The sequence below is a fragment of the Stenomitos frigidus ULC18 genome, from assembly GCF_003003795.1.
In the GTDB taxonomy this organism is placed as follows: domain Bacteria; phylum Cyanobacteriota; class Cyanobacteriia; order Leptolyngbyales; family Leptolyngbyaceae; genus Stenomitos; species Stenomitos frigidus_A.
The window spans coordinates 1-21,154 of the sequence record NZ_PVWK01000018.1; the positions used below are offsets into that span (position 1 = coordinate 1).

The window sequence follows — 21,154 nt, forward strand, 5'->3', positions numbered from 1 at the left end:
TTTGGAACACCTCTCCAAACCGATTGCTACCTGACCCCAGATATTGCTACTTTTGTCAATGCGTAAGTCCTAACTTAGACAAAGAAGCACATGCTTATGTTTAGTAATTTAGCAGGGTTAGGATGTTGACCTGTGAACGATCCATCATTCGTGTTCTGATTGTTGATGACCACGAACTTACCCGACTGAGCTTAAGCTTGGCTCTTCGGAGCCAAGCCGACATTGATCTAGTTGGCTTGGCAAGTAATGGTCAAGAAGCGATCGACTTAGTGAAAGAACAGCAGCCAGATGTCATTATTCTGGATCTCCAAATGCCTGTCATGGATGGCCTGAGCGCTTCCACTCAGATCAAAAGCACCCATCCGAGCATTCAAATTCTTGCCTATTCTTCATTGGATGATCCCCAAACTGAGGTCATGATTCAAACAGCAAAAATTGATGCCTTCTGTAAAAAAGACACTGCAACGTCAGAATTGATCGAAATGGTCAGGCAGCTTGGTCAACGCACAGCCAACAACTAGGCGACCACAGCAATCGATCAACTACATTCGATCGCCCTGTTTTGCTGCTAATCAAAGCAAAACGAGGCGACGCTTGCCTGACTACGAACCTGGAAACGTTTGCTTAAACTCATCCAATAAATCATCAATTTCTTCGATCGCCTGGTTGACATCAATCCTCAACGTGCCCAGATCTGGCTGCTCTAGCAATCGCACCAGTGATTCACGCTTAGTTTGAATTAAGGCAATCCGCTCTTGCAGGGTTTCAGGGTTAATCATTGGCGCTTCCTTTGCCGATTATTAGCTTGAATGGGTGACTGCCAGGTTTCTATTGTAAAGCCTATCTTCTAATCAGCCACACGGGGCTGCGAACAGTACAGCATCAATCATTGGTTAGATCGAGTGGTCTAGCACCATGCCATAGCTCTAGCGCAGGTAGGGCGGACGTTTGACATCAACGGGTTTGCTCCTCATCACTTCATCAATGAAGCGTTTGAGGGCAAGATCGCGATTTTTCATAAACGCTGACCAAAAACCTGGTTGAAATTCATCCATGGTTTTAGCAAGTGCCCAAACATCCACTGCCAGGATGTTATAGAGTGTCTCGTCCTCTTGCTTTAAGGCATTGAGCTGCTCCAGTAACGAATCCTTGTCGCCATTACGTCGATTTTCGTCCTTAAACATAGAAGCACCCAAATAAAGAAAATAAAACCAACGGATGTGTTTAATCGTCTGTCAACGTTTCATTGACGGCTCAGGAATGATTTTGGGCTTAGTTTTTGAGTGTTTTTAAGCTCTCAAAAGAAATTAACAGAACAGTAGCCTACGCTTACTAACCTTATGACACGAGTCCAAAACTGCGATCGTGTTCGCTCTTACCGTGAGGCGTGGGTGTAAGCGTTCCGACCCTGTATGCACGCTATGACGTTACACACGTCCTAAGAGTCCTAAGAGAAGGATAATGAACTTAGAATGAAATCTACGAATCTGCTAGACCTTATAATCTATGTTACGTCAAACTTCTCTGGGAACGCTGGGTCTTAGCGTCGGCGGTATCTTAACCGTCGTTGGTTTTTGGGCATACTTCATCACCGACAACGCAACGTTGAATTTGGTCGGCTTTTTCTACGGTATCCCACTTTTGTTAGGAGGGCTTGCGCTTAAAGCCTCGGAGCTAAAACCCGTACCGTTAATGCAGCCCACCGCTGAAAGCGTGCTTGCCCTGCGAGAACAGCAAGCAACTGCAACTCAAAACCAGATTCGTCAAGATGTGACCCGCTATCGTTACGGCCAGCGCGCGCATCTTGACAGTTCATTAGAGCGACTCGGCTTAAGCCCGACGGATGAAGAATGCCCTGTTTTAGTCGGGGTGCAAGAAGTTGAAACAGCCGGTGCCTATACTCTAGTGCTGGAGTTCGAGTCTCCGCTGATGCCCCTTGAGCTTTGGCAAGAAAAGCAGGACAAGATTGCTAGCTTTTTTGGGCCTGGGGTTAAGGCAAGTGTAAGTCCAGCGGGCGATCGACGAGTGGATGTAGCGCTCATTGCTGCACCTTAGGAGCAAAGGCTTAATTAAGATCGTAAAAATATGAGGTTGTGAATAAGGCTTGGCTGGCAGCAAGGCTGCTAGGAAATCGCTGCGATATAGTTGGTTCACAACAATAGCATCGACCGCGCGATCGCAAGCAGTAGCTTGAGGCTCCTCAGGGTGGCATTACCTGAATCAAAGCACTCCAGATTGCCTTTTCTTAAACTGTGGTTCCACAGTCAATCAACACCTTGGTTTTTCCCGAAAGTTCATTTTCCTGATAAGTTTTATCGGGTTTGAGCCGAATTATTCAAACTAACCATTGGAGTTATGGCTGTTGTCACAAAGCTTAGGACATTGGGATTAAAGGGGGCGTGGGGGCGTGCCCCCAGCCAGGGGTTCCACCCCTGCACCCCGTCCTAACCAGTATGGCTATAGCTATAAATTCTATTGGGCTGGCGATTGAGTGCCCAACCCAATGGCATCGCGCTGAGTTTGGAGGGGCTGCACTACAAGAACCGTCTCATGATTGAAGTGCCTTATGGTTGAAGGATACCTGTCTCGTTACCTAGCTCCATTCGTTGCGCTTAGCCTTTGGAGTGGGAGTGTGTGCTTGCCTTCTGCTTCTCATGCCGAAGTGCCGCTCAATCGTGCAGTTATTGCATCGCTGCGGAATGCGGTAGAGCTCATACTGAAAAATCAAGCGCCACGATCAGCCAAGGTCAACGATGCACTCGTTCCTGGTGATGCGATCGCAACAGCTCGTGCGGCTCTCGCCGAACTCCGCTTTAATGATGGTTCGCTGGCAAGAGTCGGTGGTCAAGCGCTGTTTCGCTTTCTGCCCAATACTCGCACTTTTCAGATTTCCAACGGGACGCTGCTGCTCTTAGTGCCGCCGGGTCGCGGAAAAACACAGGTTCAAACACCCAATGCTGCCGCTGGTATTCGTGGATCGGCGCTGTTTGTGCGCTATCTGCCGGAAACAGACGTCACCATTATTGGAGCATTGACCGACAGTGGCATTGAAATTACGAATCGCGATCGTGCTCAAACGCAATCACTCGGAGCCGGTCAGATTGTGGTCATTGTGAAAAATCGCATTGAGCAAATTTATCGCTTTGACTTGAAGACATTTTACGATACCAGCGAATTGGTCAAAGGGCTGGATTTACAGCGCCCCGCCTTAAATGAACAAGCAGCAGCGCCAACCGATCCAGCGATTGCGGCAGTTCGAGCCGAAACCTCTGAGGCTGTAAAAATACAAACCAGTCTTGGGTCTTTCAGCGAGGTGACAGCCACGGATAGTCAGCCGTCAGATGCGAATGCCAGAGCCCCTCAGAGAAATCAGCCAACTTCCACGTCTAGCACGACCTTGAATCAGGCGACTGAGGCCTCCAGGACGATCGCCCTGCCAACCGATCACTTGCTGGTGCCTCCAACAGCTGCGTTCCCCTCTGCTTTTCCGTCAACAGTGGCGCTTCCACCAGGCTTACCAGGGGGCAATTCACCCGCGATCGGTGCCCCAACTTCAGAATTGGGTAGCCCTCCGGGCTTAGCGGGAACGACGACCGGGCGAAGCGGCAGCTTACCACCAGGACTAGCAGGCACAGCTCCAGGCTTAGCAGGCACGACTCCAGGGCAAAGTGGCAGTCCACCACCAGGGCAAGCAAATACCACACCAGGACTTGCTCCCTGAAGCTCAAGTCCTGCCTGATCAGCGAGGCTTCGTTCTCAATGTTGAGCAGCTTCCAGGGTTGGTCGCAGTTTTCACTGCCCGTCTCAAGCCACGTTAGGGTGCCAGACGTTCAAGGAGCCAGTTGCCTTGTTCCAGGCGGTAGCGGAGGCGATCGTGTAAGCGGCTGGTACGTCCCTGCCAAAACTCGATCTGATGCGGTATCACCCGATAGCCACCCCAGTGCGGTGGGCGAGGCACAGCCTTCTCTGCATAAGCGGCCTTCAACTCTGCAAAGCGTTGCTCCAACACGTCACGATGGGGAATCACGCGACTTTGGTCCGACGCCCAGGCACCCAAACGACTCGCTAAGGGGCGGCTCAGAAAATAAGCATCGGTTTCCGCTGTGGCGATCGTCTCAACTCGTCCTTCAATGCGAACCTGACGCTCCAGCAACGTCCATAAAAAAACCAGCGCCGCTTGAGGGTTCTCTGCCAGTTCCTGGCCTTTTCGACTCTCATAATTGGTGTAAAAAACAAAGCCACGCTCATCCAAGCCTTTGAGCAACACTATACGAGCAGAAGGGATACCATTGCTGGTTGCTGTGGCAAGGGTCATGGCATTGGGTTCAGGTAACTCAGCCGCGATCGCCTGATCCAACCAACGTCGAAATTGGAGGATAGGATCAGGATCAACGTCTGTCTCGTTAAGTTGCTCCAGCGTGTAGTTGTGGCGAAGGTCAGCAAGGGATTGGGTCATTGTATAGTTGCTCGCAAAGGCAGCATGCAGGATTCTCAACTGTTTCGTATGATAAGTCGCTTGCCCAAGCGATCGTCAAGCGAGCGAGCGCTCTACCGATTCATCCCCTAAAATCAGGCCATTCACCCCTTAAAATCAGGAAATGCAAAACCCCCGATCGCCTGTTGAAATTCCCTCCTGTGCCTGGAACCGTCCCCTTGGGTTAGGTTGGGACAAACCGTATACTGTCCGTTACACCAGCAATCTGGATGACGGTCCCTGGCATGGGATGCCGCTCGGTGGCTTTGGAGCAGGCTGCATCGGGCGATCGCACCGTGGGGACTTCAATCTCTGGCATATCGACGGCGGTGAGCACATCTTCAAGTCGATGCCCGCCTGTCAGTTCAGCGTTTTTGAGCAGGCTGGTGAACAAAACCAGGCGTATGCGCTATGTACAGAACCGCCAAAAGACGGTAGTTTGTCATCCTGGGACTGGTATCCCTCTCACAGGGATATTACAGAGAACGCCGCCACAGGCACCTATCACGCACTCTATCCGCGCAGTTGGTTTGTTTACGAGAACGTGTTTCAGGCAGAGCTAACCTGTGAGCAGTTCTCACCGATTTGGGCACATAACTACCAGGAGAGCAGTTATCCCGTTGCGGTGTTTCGCTGGACGGCGCATAATCCCACCGACAAACCGATCACCTTAAGCTTGATGCTGACCTGGCAGAACATGGTGGGTTGGTTTACGAATGCCTTGAAGTCGCCAGATGTAAAGCTACGGGACGATGGCAGCCCTTTTTACGACTATCAGCCGCGTTTGGGAGAGAGCGAAGGGAGTTTTAATCGGCTCATAGGAGACGAACAGCGTCTTGGTGTGGTGTTGGGAAAGGCTGAAGGCGACGGTCAATGGTCGATCGCCACCTACCTCGATCCCAACCTGCAAGAAGTCTTCTACCAAACACGTTGGAATCCAGTAGGAGACGGTGCTGACCTGTGGGATACCTTTGCTCAGGATGGTTCGCTGACGGATTTTGATGATGATACGCCAGCAGCAGCAGGAGAACAGCTGGGAGCCGCGATCGCTGTTCGCTTCACTCTGCGACCAGGGCAAACACGGCACATTCCCTTCGTGCTGACGTGGGATTTTCCCGTGACGGAGTTGGCTCAAGGCATTGAGTACTTTCGGCGCTACACAGATTTTTTTGGGCGCAATGGGTGCAATGCGTGGTCGATCGCCCGTACTGCCCTCAAGCATCACCAAACCTGGCACGAAAAAATTCAGGACTGGCAGCAGCCGCTTATTGAACAGGAAGCTTTGCCCAACTGGTTCAAGATGGCGCTGTTCAATGAGTTGTACAACCTGACCGATGGCGGCACACTCTGGAGTGCGGCCGATGAACGCGATCCCGTTGGGCAATTTGCCGTTCTGGAATGCATCGACTACCGCTGGTACGAAAGCCTGGATGTGCGGCTCTATGGCTCCTTTGCGCTGCTGATGCTGTTTCCCAAGCTCGAAAAAGCGGTGATTCGCGCGTTTGCACGAGCCATCCCTGCCCGCGACGATCGCACACGCGTCATCGGCTACTACACCACGATTGGCGCTGAAAGTCCTCTAGCCGCCCGCAAAGTCGCAGGCGCAACCCCGCACGACTTAGGCGCACCCAACGAGCATGTTTGGGAGAAAACTAACTATACCAGCTACCAGGACTGTAACCTCTGGAAAGACCTGCCCAGCGATTTTGTGCTGCAAGTCTATCGTGATTACTTGCTCACAGGCGCAACCGATGTGGAGTTTCTTGCCGAATGCTGGGAGGGGATCGTGCAAACCCTCACCTATCTCAAAACTTTCGATCTAGATGGTGATGGCATTCCCGAAAACTCCGGTGCACCGGATCAAACATTTGATGATTGGAAATTACAAGGGGTAAGCGCCTATTGCGGTGGGTTGTGGATTACAGCGTTAGAGGCCGCGATCGCGATCGGGCGAATCCTAGAGGAGTCAGGAGTCAGGAGTCAGGAGTCAGAAGGTCAAGGGAAACTTCATCCTTTAGCCTTTAGCCTTCATCCTTTAGCCTTTGTCTCTCAATGCCAATCCTGGCTCGACCAATCCCGCACTGTCTATCAGGGAAAGCTCTGGAACGGGAATTATTACCGCATTGACAGCAACAGTGGCTCGGATGTCGTGATGGCTGACCAACTCTGCGGACAGTTCTACGCTCGACTGTTGGGACTCCCCGATGTGGTACCCGATGAATGCGCCAGAACAGCGCTACAAACGGTCTATGAGGCTTGTTTTGTGAAGTTCAATCAATATCTAGCATCTGGTGCATTGAGTGCTCAAACATTTACCTCTGTGCAGGAAGCAAGAGCGGCTGAGGAAGAGGCAACCGCAGAGGCGCAGAGACACGGAGCGATCGAAAGTACTGAGTTCGGTTCTTCTACTCAAAACTCTCTAGCGAAGCGGCGCGAAGCGCTACTCATAACTCATAACTCCCCTCCCACTCCCCACTCCCCACTCCCCACTCCCCACCCGATCGGCGCTGCCAATGGCGTTCGTCCCAACGGTGCCCCCGAAAACCCCAATGCGACTCATCCCCTGGAAGTTTGGACAGGCATTAACTTTGGGCTGGCGGCGTTTCTCGCGCAAATGGGCATGACCGAGGAAGCGATGCAGATTACCGAAGCGGTAGTGAAACAAATTTATGAGAATGGGCTACAGTTCCGTACACCAGAGGCGATTACGGCGAGTGGGACGTTTCGTGCCTGTCATTACTTACGAGCACCAGCCATTTGGGCAATTTACAGAGAACTGACGATCGCAAACCCATCCATAACCTCTGCAAATAACTAAGCTGTTCTAAATTTACGGACGTAGTTAAAAAGCTGATAGCTTTAAGAGATTGTTGGTTCATTGCGTGCATCTACTTGTGGCGGCTCAATCTTGGTGCGGTCCTTTGGTGGCACTCTAATTTGATGAGGATCAAGAAAATCGATTAAATCGATCAGCTTGCTGTGAATCAACACGAGTCTTGCCAAATCAACCTTTGACGCTGCCATTAAGTCAATATCATCTCTTAGGTTTTTGAACCATTCCGCGAACTCTGGTTCACTCATCCTTTTCACAAATGTGGCGTAACCGATACAGTCATAGCCAATCACTTGGCTATTGGAGCGAGGCACTGTCATGATTTCCCCGATCGCCCGCCGTTCGCCATTAAAGAGGCGAAAACGGCTGCCAGAGTTGTACTTTCCAAAGGCTGTATTAATGCTGGCTAGCAGTTCACTCAGGCGACGATTTCGCTCTAGATCACCCAAATCCAAAAACTGAATCTCTCGGCGTAGAATTTCTACCCAGCCAAGGTATTCCGCCACAACATAGAGGGTGTTGTAAAGTGCGTAATTTTGGGCGGAGGGGGATTCAAGGTAGAAGCGCTCCAGAAATCTATTCTGATGGATGTTGTACAGACGGCTTTGAAGATCGATCGCGGAGCGCAATAAGGGATCGCGATACTTAGACATTAAAGTAGCCGTCTGAGCTTCACGCGATTCGGCTTCACGTTGCTTTGACAGTCGATCCGTTAAGCGGGCAATTCGCGTTTGACCGTAAATACTGATAACGGCGCTAATAATCGCAACAATGGCGGCAATGCTCGCAGCAATGACTTCGGGCTTCATCACAATTAAATTGCTTCTAAACGACTACTCGATTAAGCGGTCACCAAGGCAGCGGTTTCGTCGTATGACAATGTAGTATTTATCTCGTCACTCTGCATCAACCGCTCGATCGCCCGATCAATCAAATCTAACCCCTGCTGCACATTTTCGATCGTGCTCAGTTGCCCGCGCAGATCAGCCGCTCCAGTAAAGCCTTTGGCATACCACGTCATGTGTTTGCGTGCCTGACGCACCCCGCGATCGCCCTTATATTCCCACAGCATGTACAAATGCTCACGGGCGCACTGGAGTCGTTCTACAACTGTGGGAGTTGGCTTCAGCACTCCAGTCTTCAGGAAATGATCAACCTCACCCACCAGAAACGGGTAGCCCATCGTCCCGCGTGAACACATCACGCCATCAGCACCTGTTTGCTCCAGGCAGTTCACCGCTGCTTCCACCGAGAAAATATCGCCGTTCGCAATGACGGGAATCGTCAGAATCTCCTTCACCTTGGCGATCCATTCCCACTTCGCATTACCGTTGTAACCCTGCGATCGAGTGCGCCCGTGAACAGTAATCATCCGCGCGCCAGCATCCTCCATCCGTTTCGCAAAATCCAGGATCGTGATTTCCTGATCCGTCCAGCCAATACGAGTTTTAACGGTGACAGGAACATCGACAGCATTGACAACAGCACGAACGATCGCCTCTGCCGTTGCTGGATCGCGCAGCAGCGAAGAACCACCCCCATTTTTGGTAATCTTGTTTACCGGACAACCCATATTGATGTCTACAGTGTCAGCTCCTTCTGCCACTGCCATTTGAGCCGCTTCTGCCAGAAAGTCAGGACGACAATCAAAGAGCTGAATGCTGATGGGACGCTCCTTCGGATCAACCTCCATAATGATCGGTAGATCCTTCACATAGTGCAGCCCTGTGGCGTTCACCATCTCGGTATACATCATCGACTCTGGTGCATGACGACGCACCAGACGCCGAAAAACCAGATCGGTGACACCCGACAGCGGCGACTGCAACACACGACTGTTGACCTCAAACGACCCAATCTTTAAGGGAGTGGACAGTCGAGCTTTCAGGTTGGGAGACAAAGAAATCATAGCTATAGACCGATCGATGCTTATCCAGGATAAATGATCGATTGGTGGGTTGTGCCGTTGGAATATCGATCGCAGGCTATGACCAGCTGCAAGCGACTACGGCCGCGTGAAAAATGAAGCCTTCTCCACTAGCTGCGCTGACGCTGAGCACCTCGCAATTCTTCTAAAGACCCACTGCTTGAAGACCAGCGTGCCAACGTCTCCCGATAAAAGTCGATCGACTGTTGGGCAACCACTGTGGGCGAGAACCTCTCAGCGCACGACTCGGCCGCCTGGTGACCAAGTTGAGCCGCCCAGCCTGGGTCTTGCAGCAAGCGACGCAACTGAATGGCCAGATCGGCTGCATCACCACTTTGGAAGAGCAACCCAGAGACTTCATCTGTGACGATTTCGGGAATGCCCCCTGCACGAGCCGCTACGATCGGGCAGCCCAAGCTCAACGCCTCCAATGCCGTATAAGGAAAGTTATCGTAACGTGACGCCACTACCGTGATTTGCGCTCGCCGCCGCAAGTCAGTTAACACTGCCGGTGGTTGCTGCCCCAACCACTCAATTTGTCCTGTTTCAAGTGCTCCAGGCAGGCGATCGCGCACATATTCCTCCAACTGCCATTTGCGACCATTGTCATCTCTAAAGCCCCGATCAGGGCCAGCAAAAATGAGTCGGGTGTTAGGAAAGTCTTGTAAGACCTCGGCGAACGCATCAATGATGAGATCGCCACCCTTATGACGATCGAAACGACCAATGAAGCCAATAACGTTGGGATCGCAGTGCTGTGGCTGCCAACGCTGCTCTGAGGGTGTTGGCGCAATGGGACAGGGAATCACCACTGCGTGCTCCAGGGGAAGCTGGTAATATTGACGGGTCTGCTCTAGAACGTCCTGTGAGGGCGCTGTAACGGCAAACGCGTTGGCAATCGTCTGCCCCTCGTCTTGAACCCGGTGCAAAAAATCTTCTTCTTGCGGCGCTCCCATAGCTGCTCCATTCAGAAACCAGGGGCCGTGGAGGCGCAGCACGATCGGAACAGAGAGGCGATCGCGCAAAAAGCCAGCCATGCCAAAGCTCTCTTCGATTTCGAGTAGATCCAAATCGCCGCTAGTCATTAAGGCCTCAACGCCTCTGCGCACCCCACGAGCAAAAGCAGCCCTAAAAAACCGTTCTGGGCGGATTCTTAAGCCTACAGCATCACGTAACCGCCCCATAATCTCACCAGAGCGGCGACGAGAGGATAGCTCAAGCACATTCTGATGGCCGCGGTTTGAAGCGTTTGAGCGTTCCAGTTGATAGGTCAGAACATGCGGCTCGTGTCCAAGTTCGCGTATGCCTTTAGCGATTGAGGCAACATAGGTCACGATCCCATTAGAGAAGGCTCCAGGTGGCCAACCTGGCGCAAAGTAGGCAACAGAAAGCCTGCCATCGCCCGACGTTTCTAAAGGCGTAGGTGTCTTGCTTTCGTTATTCAGTGTGTTTTCTTGCATGCAGCGTTTAAATGTCCAGGCGAAACTTTTGGAAGCGTTCATTAAGAGGAGGTTAAGTGTCACTGTTGCAGTACTGCCTCAATGTGACAAGTGCTTCTTGAACCTTTGTGAGAAGTCAGGCATCCTCTGACCGCCCCAAAAGCGGATAGCCTTCCGAGGGACGCCTATTACAGCAATTTTCGTTTGAATAAGCCACATCGACTGAGTGTGAGCGTCTGGTTCACGCCTGCGAGCAGGATGCTCGATTGTGGCTGACCCATTTGCAAACGGCTGTAAGTACTAGTACTGACCCACCAAACTTTAGATCCGGTTTTTTCTGCTACAAATTAGCCGCATCAGGCAACCACAGGAGTGACCTCACTGCCGCACCACTCAAAGCTAGTCGAGTCATATCAGAGGAGCAAGTGACTGACCCTAAAATTCAGTTAACGAATGCCAGCAGAGCCACCCCTCAGATAGATCTGCTCGATCGTCCGTTGATATTCTGCAAGAGTTGCCTGTGCCTGTGCATAAATGCTAGCCTTTGGCGGAATCTGGCGAAGCAACCGGATAGCCTCAGAAAAGTTGTTTCTGCTGCTTTGGAGCACTGCCCGTTCAAACCATCGCTGGGACTGTAAGTGATAGGCTTCTCGATACTCTAATAAGTTTTTCCGAGCCTCCAGGTAAACGCTAGAGTTTGGAGGGATCTTTTCTAGGAGAGCGATCGCTTGGCTGAACTGCTGCGCTTTCGCGCAAACGAGTGCGCGCTTGAGCCTCCGTTCAGCAACATTCGTTCCGTTAGCAGCAATTTTCTGGAAAAGCAGCAGGTCGCTGACGGGCGGAACTTTAAACCAATGCAGAGACCAGGTGAAAGCTTTAAGCAAGTCCATAGTGATTACAATCAGAGTATGTTGGTGATTCCCATCTCTGCCAGTCGCCTAATCATGCGTTCAGGTTGCTGTCAAAGAAGCTAAAACTAGCCAGAAAGTAAATTCTAAATAGCTGAACACGTAGCAGATCCAAAGTAATTTAAGTTACATCGCTCCCGCAAAGAAAGAGGCCTCTTTTCACAAAAAATCTATTAAGTGTGAAGACGTTATTGAGACTCAGACTAAACGCTACTGCTGCAGACAACCTCGGCACGACAAACTTTGACTCGATCTTGTTTGGAGTGCTGGCGGCGAGAAATCACCTTTGCTGGCACACCAACGGCAACTGAAAACGGTGGCATATCTTTAGTGACAACGGCTCCCGCACCAATCACACACCCCTTACCGATCGTCACGCCATCTAAAACTTTTACGCCAGTACCGAGCCAGCAGTCATCCTCAATAACGATTCCTTGATTGGTCGTCCCCTGCACGTTGATCGGGCGGGTCAGGTCATCAAAATTATGGTTGTTCGCGTAAATACCTGTATGAGAGGCAATCATGCAGTCGCGACCAATGCGGATACAACCAGGACCCGCTAAACAGCCATAGGGGCCAATATACGTGTTCTGACCAATTTCAATACAGCCCCCGTGTGCTCTAAGATCAACACCACGATCGAGCTTAACGCCCTCATGGAGGAGAATTTTGCTGTCATGGCCATCACTGTTCAGGCTCACATTGTCACCAAGGCTCACGTTCGGCCTCAGCACAATTTGATTGTTGGGCAGTGTCGCGAAGGAAACATTGTGGCTGATGAAGGTCTCGTCACCCAGGTGAATCCGCTGAGCACCCAAGAATTTGCAGTCATGGTCAATATTTACACCTTTCCCGATGGTCTTAAGGATAGGACGGTACAGCAAACGTCGGAGCAGCTTTCCCGGCTTGCTGGGAAGGCTACCAACTAGCGTGCTTACCAGTAGTTCTTTCACACGTGACCAAGTTTCAGAAGAACCAGCGTGAGTCATTTGCATAGTAATGGTTTCAAGTAAAGGAATGAACAACGATTGAGGTGCTCTTTTGTTAAACCCATGCAAAGCAAGGCTTAAAAAGCAAGGCAGGACTAAAGCCATCAACTTTGCTCTAGCTTACTGAAGACAGGGTTGGGAATTGGGGAGGATTTCGGAGGGATTTCGGGAAGATATCAATGGGCCATGATCGACAACCTTGTTGGCTCAGAGATCGTTACCCTGAGGCACTGTGACTGTGAAAATAGTGCCTACCCCAACGTCGCTCTCAACCGTAATTTGCCCCTGGTGCAAATCCAAACACTTTTTCACTAAAGCTAACCCTAGCCCTGTTCCAGAGGCCTTCTGAGCATTCTTGCCACGGATGAAAGGGTTATACAAGGCGGCTAGATCGTCTTTGTCAATCCCAATGCCTTCATCTTTGATCTGAAACGCGATCGCCTCCGAGGCCGTGATGAGCGTAAACGTGATCGTACTGGACGGGGGTGAATATTTAATCGCGTTAGAGAGTAAGTTGCTGAGCACGGAATACATCAAGCGTGCATCCATCCAGGCATGCGTGCGATCGCCCTGTCGTGAAAATTTAATGACCTGCTGAGACTCATTGGACAATTGAAAGTCTTCGATCAGGTTGAGGCAAAACGATTGAATCTCGATTTGGCTGGGGTTGTACTCTAGCTTCCCCGCATCGGCACGCGCCAATGTAAGCACATCATTTAACAGTTGCGTCACCAGTTTGGCAGAGGCTTGAATGCGGTAGAGGTTCTTCAGTTTGGCTGGTTCCACTAGCGGTTTGAGTGTTTCCGCCAGAAGTTGAGAAGAGCCCAGAATATGGCTGAGAGGCGTCCGAAACTCATGCGAAACCATCGAGAGAAACTGTAGCTTGAGTTCGCTGAGTGCGGTTACTTGAGCCAGAGCCTGTTGCTGCGCTTCCGCCTGTTGCCGCTTCCGCTTTTGATAAGACGCTAAGCCGTAAATACCAAACAGCAGCATGAAGGTCGACAGCGTGCCAACTAGCTCAAGCAACATTCTGTTTTCAAAGCCAGTTTGAAAGTACTCAGTCTGGCTCTTTAAAAAGTCTTCCTCATTGATTCGCAAAGCAGTAATGGTTTGGCGAATACCGCTTTGGTTTTGCTTGACTTGAACCACAAGCTTTGTAATGGCACTAGTATTCGTTTGGCCACTCTGTCGCTGTACAATCAATTGCTGGAACAAAGCTTCTCGTTGACGAATCAGTCTATCCAGAGCGTCGAGGTACTGCTGTTGTCTATCACTATAAGGGCGCGATCGATTCAGCCTGATCAGTTGCGGCGTCAGGCCTTGAATGGTTGTCTCATAGACCTTTAACTCACTTAAGCTGCTGAGCAATAGATCATCTGTTCGCCTAAATTCAGTATGAGCAAGAGTAATAGAAACACCAGAAAGAATTTGGAGCATCTCATTGCCTCGATGGAGGTGAATGGCATTATTAATCAGCCGCTTAGCGTTTCGATAGGAGGCAGCACTAATCGTAGCTACCAGTAGTAATCCCAAACAAAAGCTAGCTGTAATCCATTTTCCTTTCAGTGCCCGTTTCAAACGTCTTAGTAATCGTTTTACCCCTTTGAGAAACACGATGAGGTATGTTTGAAGCCGTTTTATCATCACTAAGTGCTGTGGTTTTTGATGGGTTTAACTATTGGCTAGATAGCCTTAATAAAAGTCTTAATATAGCGATCGTGAAGTAGAGAACACAATGATTTATAGGATGGAAAGGAATGAGAATTTAATAAAACCGACAATTTTGTAGGGGCTTAGCATTCGGGTAAAAGCGCTTACCGTAGCCGAAGGTAACCCTGCCGAATGCTAAGCCCTTACCGTGAGGATGACCGATGTTATTTAATCCACGCTCCAAAGTCATCCAGAACACCAGAAAAGCGTTAGTGCAGACATGCCAAAGGCTATGAGTGTAAACCATGCAGAGATTGGGTTACGTCCCTCAAACCAATAACGTCTATCTTCTCTTTCATCCCATTCAGCCATTTACGATGATTTTGCCAATTAAGCAAGTCGCTTATCAATCAGTTGAAATCAGTGAGGTTTTTTGCATCTAAGGAACAAGAATTTAATAACTCCGGCATTTCCCGTAGGGGCGCACGGCCTTACGCCCCTACCTGCAAATAATTTGTCGATTTTATTTAATCCACGATCCTAAGCGATCGACAGGGATAACCCAATTTAATTGTAGCCATCGACAAAGTCACCCTCAAGTTAAACAGCGTGTGAACAGGCACTTAAAGGATTGACAAGCATTTTAAAAATTGACAAGCTGAGAAGCCCTGGATGCCTTAACCTCTATTCTGAAAGCTGAAAAGTGACATGCGTATTTTAGTCGTTGAGGATGATGTTCAGATTGCTGATTTGCTGACAGAGGCACTAACCAATCGCCAATATACAGTAGACACAGCACCAGATGGAGCGATGGGGTGGGATTGGCTCGAGACCGTAGAGTATGACCTGGTGGTGCTCGATCTCACGCTTCCAAAGCTCAGCGGCATCGAACTTTGTCAAAAATTGCGTGAACACAACATCTCAACGCCTGTCCTGATGCTAACGGCTCGCGATACCATTTCTGACAAAATCGTTGGTTTGGATGCAGGAGCCGATGCCTACATTGTTAAACCCTTCGACCTTGAAGAGTTAATGGCACAAATTCGGGCGCTGCTACGGCGCGGCAGTGCAACGATGAAGCCAAAAATTTGTTGGGGAGATCTCTGTCTTGATCCCAGCACCTATGATGTCACTTACGGTGAGCAACCCTTGTCCTTAACGCCCAAGGAGTATGCCCTGCTAGACCTTCTGGTCACAAATGGGCGACGCGTACTGAGCAGACCAGGCATCATTGAGCGGCTCTGGTCACTCGAGGAATCCCCAACCGAAGAAGCCGTTAAGACGCACATCAGAACACTGCGTCAAAAGCTCCGCGCTGCCGGCACCTCTGATGATCTGATTGAAACGGTGCATGGTCTGGGCTACCGGATGAAGCAAGTAGAGTAGTGGTTTCATCCCCCCGAAATCCCTCCGAAATCCCCTTCAATCCCCTCTCGTAGACTGAGTAGACTTGGGTTCTATAAGCGCTATTTTGATTCGCCACGGCTTCACTCAAACAGTTTTGCTTTCTGTCATAGGGAGGATGGCACGGCTGTAAACACAAGCCATTGTGGTGGTGTTTAATGAGAGATTTTGCGCAAACAACAATCAATTACCAACGAGATAGAGATCATGTCCTATTGCTTACAAAGCTTTCTAGCGACCCAGAACTTTGAGGCTGCCTGGTATTGCTACAAAAGTTGGAGTGACTTTCAACAAGAGCTTGGGCGGGCAGGAGAGATTGAGTTTGTGGGTTGTCGAGTGAATGGTAAAAACTGTTGGGAAGTTTTCATCACCCAAGCACTACACGATGAACGCGCCAAACGTTTGTTCAATCCAGCAAAACCCTCTGTTCAACACAACCAAACGTTGATTTACCCTTGTTAGAGTAGATAGCCGTCTTCTAGATCGTGTTCCAGACTGATATGCCATCGTTCAGGAAAGCATTTCACACAACGGTTCGACGACAGAAGCATACAACCGTTTCTAAAAGTCTACACCTCGTTTGAGGTCGATGCCTTTTTCGGCGTAGTGCTTGTGGCAAATCATTTCAGAATGGATGCTGGCAAGATCAAAATAGGCAGGGGGATTTTTGCAGCGTCCAGTGATAATCACTTCGGTATCACGAGGCTTGCGGAGAAGCGCCTGAACGATCGGCTCCTCTGGCAGCAGTTCTAAATCCACCGTGGGATTGAGTTCATCCAGAATGATGGTTTTATAGAGCCCAGAGGCGATCGCAGCCCTAGCAATCTCCCACCCGCGCTCCGCTTCGACATAATCCAATTCTTGCTGCTGTCCTCGCCAAACGATCGCATCTCGACCACAGCGCTGATGATCAACTAGATTTGGATAGCTCTGATTGAGAGCAGCGATCGCGGCATCTTCGGTATAGCCACTACCACCTTTGAGCCATTGCATAATCAGCACACGATGCGATTTATCCTGGCTAATGCCTTTGCCGATCGCCTGTAACGCTTTGCCAAGCGCACTCGTCGATTTCCCTTTGCCCGACCCAGTGTAAATCTCAATGCCAGCAATGCCCTGTTCTTTTGCACCTGCATGGTAATGGGGACGCATTTCTGAGTGCAAATCAGCCACATCAAGCAGCGGTTGGGGTGCGCCACGACCCGTTGCGATGATTTCCATGTGATCGGGCTTGCGCTTGAGGGCACTCACGACCTCCTCAACAGGCAGCAACCCGAGATCCAGGACGGGATTCAGTTCATCGAGTACCACAACGGAATACAAACCGGACGCGATCGCCCCCTTCGCAACATCCCAGCCACGCTGCGCCTCTAGCTTGTCAAAGCGGGTGATATCTTCCAGTCCAAAAAATTCTGCTCGACCAGTGCGCACTTGATCGATCAAATGGGGAAAGCCACGCTGTAATGCTTCGATCGCCCCATCTTCGTCATACGTCCGCCCTGGACCTTTGAGAAAGCGGAGCAGCAACACACGGGTTTGCAGATCAGAATGAATGCCTAAACCAATAGAACGTAGCACCACACCCAGAGCTGCCTGAGACTTGCCTTTCCCGGCTCCGTCGTAAACATGAATTTGCCCTGTGAGCCGTTCGGAGCGCGCATTTGCTGTCCGAATCCCAATGCCTGCGCGTGTCATAGGCCTCAACGCTTGCTGTAGCTTCATCTTAATCGAACTCAACCCATCTTAGTGCGTTCGATTGTGAGTTTACGCTACATATAGCGGTTTGATTACCCAAAATGGGGAATTTTTCGATCAAGGGGGCTTTGAGTTTTGAGTTGTAAAAGAAAGCCTGCCTTCCGACCACTGACCACTAACCGCTGACTCCTGGTTACTAACTCGTGACTCCTGCGATCGAAAACGATTTTACAGTTACCTTAATGTGGGGTTGTATGATGGGTCAGCGTACAATTTAGCAGCCGCAAAGAAAAAGACCATGATTGCGGTTAATCACGATCCTTTAGACAACCGTGGCACAGGACTGATATCCACAGACAGTTGTGTGGATGGGTATGATTGTGCGGATAAGGACACCAACACATAGCCTGTAAAATGATCAGTGACTAGCTTGTGTTGACCGTTCGATGCTTTCATTTAGCTGCAGGGGCCGTTGTTTATGAAGCTCAAAGTCGTTCAAAGCACCACATTCAAGCAATCACCGGGCGATTCCTCAAAACTAGCAGCAAAAGACAAAGTTACTGTTGCCGCCGATAAAGTGTTTGAGCTAAGCTCCTGGAAATTCGTGGAGAATGACCATCTCAAAGTAGCCATTTTGGGCGATTTTCTGGGCGACCCACCCCGAAACACCTGGTTTGTTTACGGCTATCATGTGCAGCTCATCGACAGTCAAGGCAAGGTCGTCTACAGTAAACCACTGCCAGCCCCAACGCCACCACCCGGTGCCCTTCCAGCAAGCAAGCTGCTCAGCATTCCTTACAAAAGTCAGCTTGATAACGCGGTCAACCCTACTGGAGCCTGCAATGTCACCAGTTTTTCGATGGTGATGGCGTACTTTAAAATCAAGCAACGTACCAGTGCAGTGCAGTTTGAAGACGAACTGTATCGGTATATGGATGCCAGTAAACTGAGCCGTCATGAGCCCGACGATTTGGCGAAGATGGCGAAAGCATATGGGGTGCAGGACAACCTCACTCTGCGGGGAAGCTTGGCTGACATTCGCAAGGCGATCGCTGAAGGGCGTCCCTGCATTGTCCACGGTTACTTCACCAGCTTTGGTCACATTGTAGTGATTCGCGGCTACAACAAGAGCGGCTTTTACGTCAACGATCCCTATGGCGAGTGGGCGGCTTCTGGCTATCTCACCGATCAATCAGGGCAAAATCTTTTTTACTCCAACAGCCTCATTCAAAGCAAGTGCAGCCCCGAAGGGTCTGACTATATGTGGCTACATCGCCTGTCGAAGGCTTGAGTAACCGGTTAACGACGAACTGTAGGTTGGGCGATCGGCAATTGCAGTCCTGCTACGAGCTTGGTTAAATACGGTTCAAAGCGCTGGAAGTCTTCGAGCGTCTTAAACTTGCCCGTCTCCGACATGGTATCGAACGCAGTCGTGATGATGTAAAGAGTGGTGCCGTCAAAAGCAACATAGCCCAATCGCTTTTCATGGATGTTGCTATCTTGCTTGACACCAGCAAAGCCGTAACGCAGTCCCATCAGTTTACCGATCGGGACGCGCGATGGGATTTGAGTCGTAAACGTGATTTGCTTGCCATAAACTGACTCACGATCCTGCTTAAAGAAGGCATAGTAATCGGCGACCCATGCTTTAAGAGCTTTTTCTAGCTGGCTACGGTACTTAGGGTCAGCCGCGTTTGCCTTTGCTGGAACGCCTGCTTCCGTCAGCTTCTTTCTTAAGTCCGCCCGACTGCCAACGAGATAGGTTCCCATCTCAAGGGTGCCAACGAACGTGCCCTGATGGTACACACAAAGCAAAGGAGCCTTGGTATCGCAAGGCGCAGCACGCCACGGTTCGGGCAGTTTGGCAGTCCCTAAGACGCGCATCCAAAGATTGACAGTGCGAAGATTGGCAGGCAGGACGGGCTGTGCGGGTTCAGCAGCGATCGCACACGCCATAAACGGACTGCCAACCATTGCCACAGCCGTAGCAGCGATCACCAACCAATGAAGCATTCGCGGGCTTCTAAACGGCAAACTCATCATGAGCAATCATTCAACTTCAAGGGATCTGCATCCAGATCATACGTCGTCCTTGGGCATTGATCAGGAGCATTACTTGCCACACTCAGGCCCACGCATGGCAATCTTGCGGCTTTCAAAGACTTCGAGAATGCCATTGGTGATTGTTTCCACAACCGCACGATCGCACATTGCTAGAAACGCTTCTGGCGTCAACGTCTCTTTGAAAAATTCCTTGGCGTGGACTAACAAGCGACGGGTTTCTGGGAAGCCGACAGATTTAATCAGGTACGTCGCAACGGGTGAATTTTTGATGTCGTAGGAAGACGATTGCCCTCGTCCTTTTTCCACCAGGCTCAACACGTCTTCCTCGATATCGGTTTCAGGTGCAACGGTCATCGACAGCTGCGGCAAAAAATTCTCTAGCTGTGCCATCGATCGCCCATGAGACGACAGTTCACCCATCATCGTCGCTAGGGGAATATCCTGCCCCAGTCGCTGCGATAGCGCTTCGATCACGGCGATCGACAGTAGTTTACTGCCGAGATAGAGCCTCGCCACGTCTAGATTTCGCTGCGTGCGCACAATCAGCTGTTGGTAGATCTCCACAGACGGTTCTGATTGAAACTGCTGAAAGACCAGTTCGGGCTTCAGAAAATACATGAAGCCTTCCATCTTTTGCAACGAGACCCGATAACCGCTCACAGTATACGAATTAGCGTTCGTCAAGTCGTGGTTGGTCTCAGGCAGTAAGTTCCACGTATTGTCGAGAAAGTCAGCCGCAGCAGGATAGGCAAAATTTTCGACATCTCGATTCGCCAGGCGCACCGATCGCCGCACAATCTGGGCCACCTGCTCATCTCGCCAACCAAAGCCCATCGCCGTAGCGGTTTGCTGCAACCGAGCATAGAGACGCTCACTCGGACTTAAGCCCGATTCAGAAAGGCTGCGAAACGGAATAGTTGCCTCAATGCAGGCAACGACCTCCGCGATCTGCTCAGCCACTAGCGACTGCTCCAACGACTTGGCAGCAATCACAGCGCTAAGAAATTCATTCTGTCCAGCTGTGGGTTTCAGCACTTCCTCTGGCACAAAACCAAAAAGCTGCATCACCATTTCAAGCATGGGATCATCAGGCAACTCAGTGCGATCGCGAATGACCAACTGCCCTGTAATTTCTTTAACAAAGGCAGAAATGTAGCCGCTGATATTGACGCTCACACCTTGATCTACCTGGACATAAACCAGATCATGAAACAAGGCTGCCAACACTTCGATCGCGTCACCCGACTCGCCGACCTCAAAAATATGCTCAGGCGTATGGAAAAAGCGCCACGGCCCCGTCATCGTTTGAATCACCAGTGCGGCTGTTTTACCCAACCGAGCGGCATCAGCAGCACCCCCCAACTGCTCAACCGCCCAAAGCAGCTTCGCCAAGCAGCGTTTTTGATCCTGTCCCGATTCCCAATCCCGTTCAAGCGCCATAGGGGTTTCTCCACTTGGATTGAGCACGATGCACGAAGTTTTTGCATGGTATCAGGAACGCCTGTGGGATAGGGCGATTCTTGATGCCGTTAACAAAGTGCCACATTAAAGCGGTCAGACACAACAACTGATGATGACAGTAAGTCAAGTCCTAAGCAGACAGCCATTCGCCGTAAATAAAAGTGATAGCGCTTAGTCTGGCTCATTTCTGTCCCATCTGCCATCTGTAATCCAGGGTGGTTTCATACAAGAATTAAGAAAATGAGGATGGACTGAGTAGTTATTATTCAGTCCATTCAGTCCATGACCCTCATAGAGCAATTAAAGCAAA

General features: G+C 50.4%; 19 protein-coding genes. 7 read left to right on the top strand and 12 right to left on the bottom strand.

The window, feature by feature from the left end; translation table 11 throughout:
* Positions 1-122 precede the first annotated feature (122 nt).
* On the top strand, positions 123-521 hold the full coding sequence (locus tag C7B82_RS04500) for a response regulator (RefSeq protein ID WP_106255119.1): 399 nt from the start codon (positions 123-125) through the stop codon (positions 519-521).
* Positions 522-602: 81 nt separating this feature from the next.
* On the opposite strand, the gene C7B82_RS31935 is transcribed toward C7B82_RS04500, so the two are convergent.
* Both C7B82_RS31935 and C7B82_RS04505 read right to left on the bottom strand, forming a co-directional pair.
* Positions 603-779: a hypothetical protein gene (locus C7B82_RS31935; RefSeq protein WP_181357345.1), complete on the bottom strand. Its 177-nt coding sequence runs from the start codon at positions 777-779 to the stop codon at positions 603-605.
* Positions 780-926: 147 nt separating this feature from the next.
* The gene (locus tag C7B82_RS04505) at positions 927-1,184 is read right to left on the bottom strand and encodes a hypothetical protein (RefSeq protein WP_106255134.1); all 258 of its coding nucleotides are present in this window, start codon (positions 1,182-1,184) and stop codon (positions 927-929) included.
* Between the two features lie 322 nt (positions 1,185-1,506).
* Here C7B82_RS04505 and C7B82_RS04510 point away from each other — a divergent pair, with 322 nt between their 5' ends.
* Together C7B82_RS04510 and C7B82_RS04515 are read left to right on the top strand one after the other, a co-directional pair.
* Positions 1,507-2,055: a DUF2854 domain-containing protein gene (locus C7B82_RS04510; protein WP_106255120.1), complete on the top strand. Its 549-nt coding sequence runs from the start codon at positions 1,507-1,509 to the stop codon at positions 2,053-2,055.
* A gap of 583 nt (positions 2,056-2,638) precedes the next feature.
* Positions 2,639-3,721, top strand: a complete 1,083-nt coding sequence (locus C7B82_RS04515) for a FecR domain-containing protein (RefSeq protein ID WP_219904008.1) — start codon at positions 2,639-2,641, stop codon at positions 3,719-3,721.
* Positions 3,722-3,814: 93 nt separating this feature from the next.
* Here the strand turns inward: C7B82_RS04515 and pdxH are convergent, their stop codons facing one another.
* Positions 3,815-4,456, bottom strand: a complete 642-nt coding sequence (gene pdxH / locus C7B82_RS04520) for a pyridoxamine 5'-phosphate oxidase (RefSeq protein ID WP_106255122.1) — start codon at positions 4,454-4,456, stop codon at positions 3,815-3,817.
* Positions 4,457-4,598: 142 nt separating this feature from the next.
* On the opposite strand from pdxH, the gene C7B82_RS04525 reads away from it, so the two are divergent.
* On the top strand, positions 4,599-7,292 hold the full coding sequence (locus C7B82_RS04525; RefSeq protein WP_106255123.1) for a GH116 family glycosyl hydrolase: 2,694 nt from the start codon (positions 4,599-4,601) through the stop codon (positions 7,290-7,292).
* A 41-nt stretch (positions 7,293-7,333) separates the two neighbouring features.
* On the opposite strand, the gene C7B82_RS04530 is transcribed toward C7B82_RS04525, so the two are convergent.
* The 6 genes from C7B82_RS04530 to C7B82_RS04555 all read right to left on the bottom strand — a co-directional run bounded on the left by C7B82_RS04530 (position 7,334) and on the right by C7B82_RS04555 (position 14,148).
* Positions 7,334-8,116 carry a hypothetical protein gene (locus C7B82_RS04530; protein WP_106255124.1) on the bottom strand — a complete coding sequence of 261 codons (783 nt, stop codon included), beginning with the start codon at positions 8,114-8,116 and terminating at the stop codon, positions 7,334-7,336.
* Positions 8,117-8,148: 32 nt separating this feature from the next.
* Positions 8,149-9,216, bottom strand: a complete 1,068-nt coding sequence (gene dusB / locus C7B82_RS04535; protein WP_106255125.1) for a tRNA dihydrouridine synthase DusB — start codon at positions 9,214-9,216, stop codon at positions 8,149-8,151.
* 128 nt (positions 9,217-9,344) lie between these two features.
* Complete coding sequence (locus tag C7B82_RS04540; RefSeq protein ID WP_181357346.1) at positions 9,345-10,694, bottom strand: glycosyltransferase family 4 protein; 1,350 nt, start codon at positions 10,692-10,694, stop codon at positions 9,345-9,347.
* A 425-nt stretch (positions 10,695-11,119) separates the two neighbouring features.
* A complete protein-coding gene (locus C7B82_RS04545) occupies positions 11,120-11,563 on the bottom strand; it encodes a hypothetical protein (protein ID WP_106255127.1) in 444 nt (147 codons plus the stop codon).
* 221 nt (positions 11,564-11,784) lie between these two features.
* Positions 11,785-12,576: an acyltransferase gene (locus C7B82_RS34155; RefSeq protein WP_281258927.1), complete on the bottom strand. Its 792-nt coding sequence runs from the start codon at positions 12,574-12,576 to the stop codon at positions 11,785-11,787.
* Between the two features lie 201 nt (positions 12,577-12,777).
* On the bottom strand, positions 12,778-14,148 hold the full coding sequence (locus tag C7B82_RS04555; protein ID WP_106255136.1) for an ATP-binding protein: 1,371 nt from the start codon (positions 14,146-14,148) through the stop codon (positions 12,778-12,780).
* 780 nt (positions 14,149-14,928) lie between these two features.
* Between C7B82_RS04555 and C7B82_RS04560 the strand changes: the two genes are divergently transcribed.
* Entirely contained in the window at positions 14,929-15,606 is a 678-nt protein-coding gene (locus C7B82_RS04560) for a response regulator transcription factor (RefSeq protein ID WP_106255128.1), read from the top strand.
* 225 nt (positions 15,607-15,831) lie between these two features.
* The gene (locus C7B82_RS04565) at positions 15,832-16,086 is read left to right on the top strand and encodes a hypothetical protein (protein ID WP_106255129.1); all 255 of its coding nucleotides are present in this window, start codon (positions 15,832-15,834) and stop codon (positions 16,084-16,086) included.
* A 99-nt stretch (positions 16,087-16,185) separates the two neighbouring features.
* Here the strand turns inward: C7B82_RS04565 and C7B82_RS04570 are convergent, their stop codons facing one another.
* The gene (locus tag C7B82_RS04570) at positions 16,186-17,319 is read right to left on the bottom strand and encodes a cob(I)yrinic acid a,c-diamide adenosyltransferase (protein WP_106255130.1); all 1,134 of its coding nucleotides are present in this window, start codon (positions 17,317-17,319) and stop codon (positions 16,186-16,188) included.
* 478 nt (positions 17,320-17,797) lie between these two features.
* On the opposite strand from C7B82_RS04570, the gene C7B82_RS04575 reads away from it, so the two are divergent.
* Positions 17,798-18,610, top strand: coding sequence for a C39 family peptidase (locus tag C7B82_RS04575; protein WP_106255131.1), 813 nt, complete (start codon positions 17,798-17,800; stop codon positions 18,608-18,610).
* Positions 18,611-18,618: 8 nt separating this feature from the next.
* On the opposite strand, the gene C7B82_RS04580 is transcribed toward C7B82_RS04575, so the two are convergent.
* A complete protein-coding gene (locus C7B82_RS04580) occupies positions 18,619-19,332 on the bottom strand; it encodes a hypothetical protein (RefSeq protein WP_106255132.1) in 714 nt (237 codons plus the stop codon).
* A gap of 99 nt (positions 19,333-19,431) precedes the next feature.
* Positions 19,432-20,823 (bottom strand): hypothetical protein, encoded by a 1,392-nt coding sequence (locus C7B82_RS04585; protein ID WP_106255133.1) that lies wholly within the window; start codon positions 20,821-20,823, stop codon positions 19,432-19,434.
* Positions 20,824-21,154: the final 331 nt, after the last annotated feature.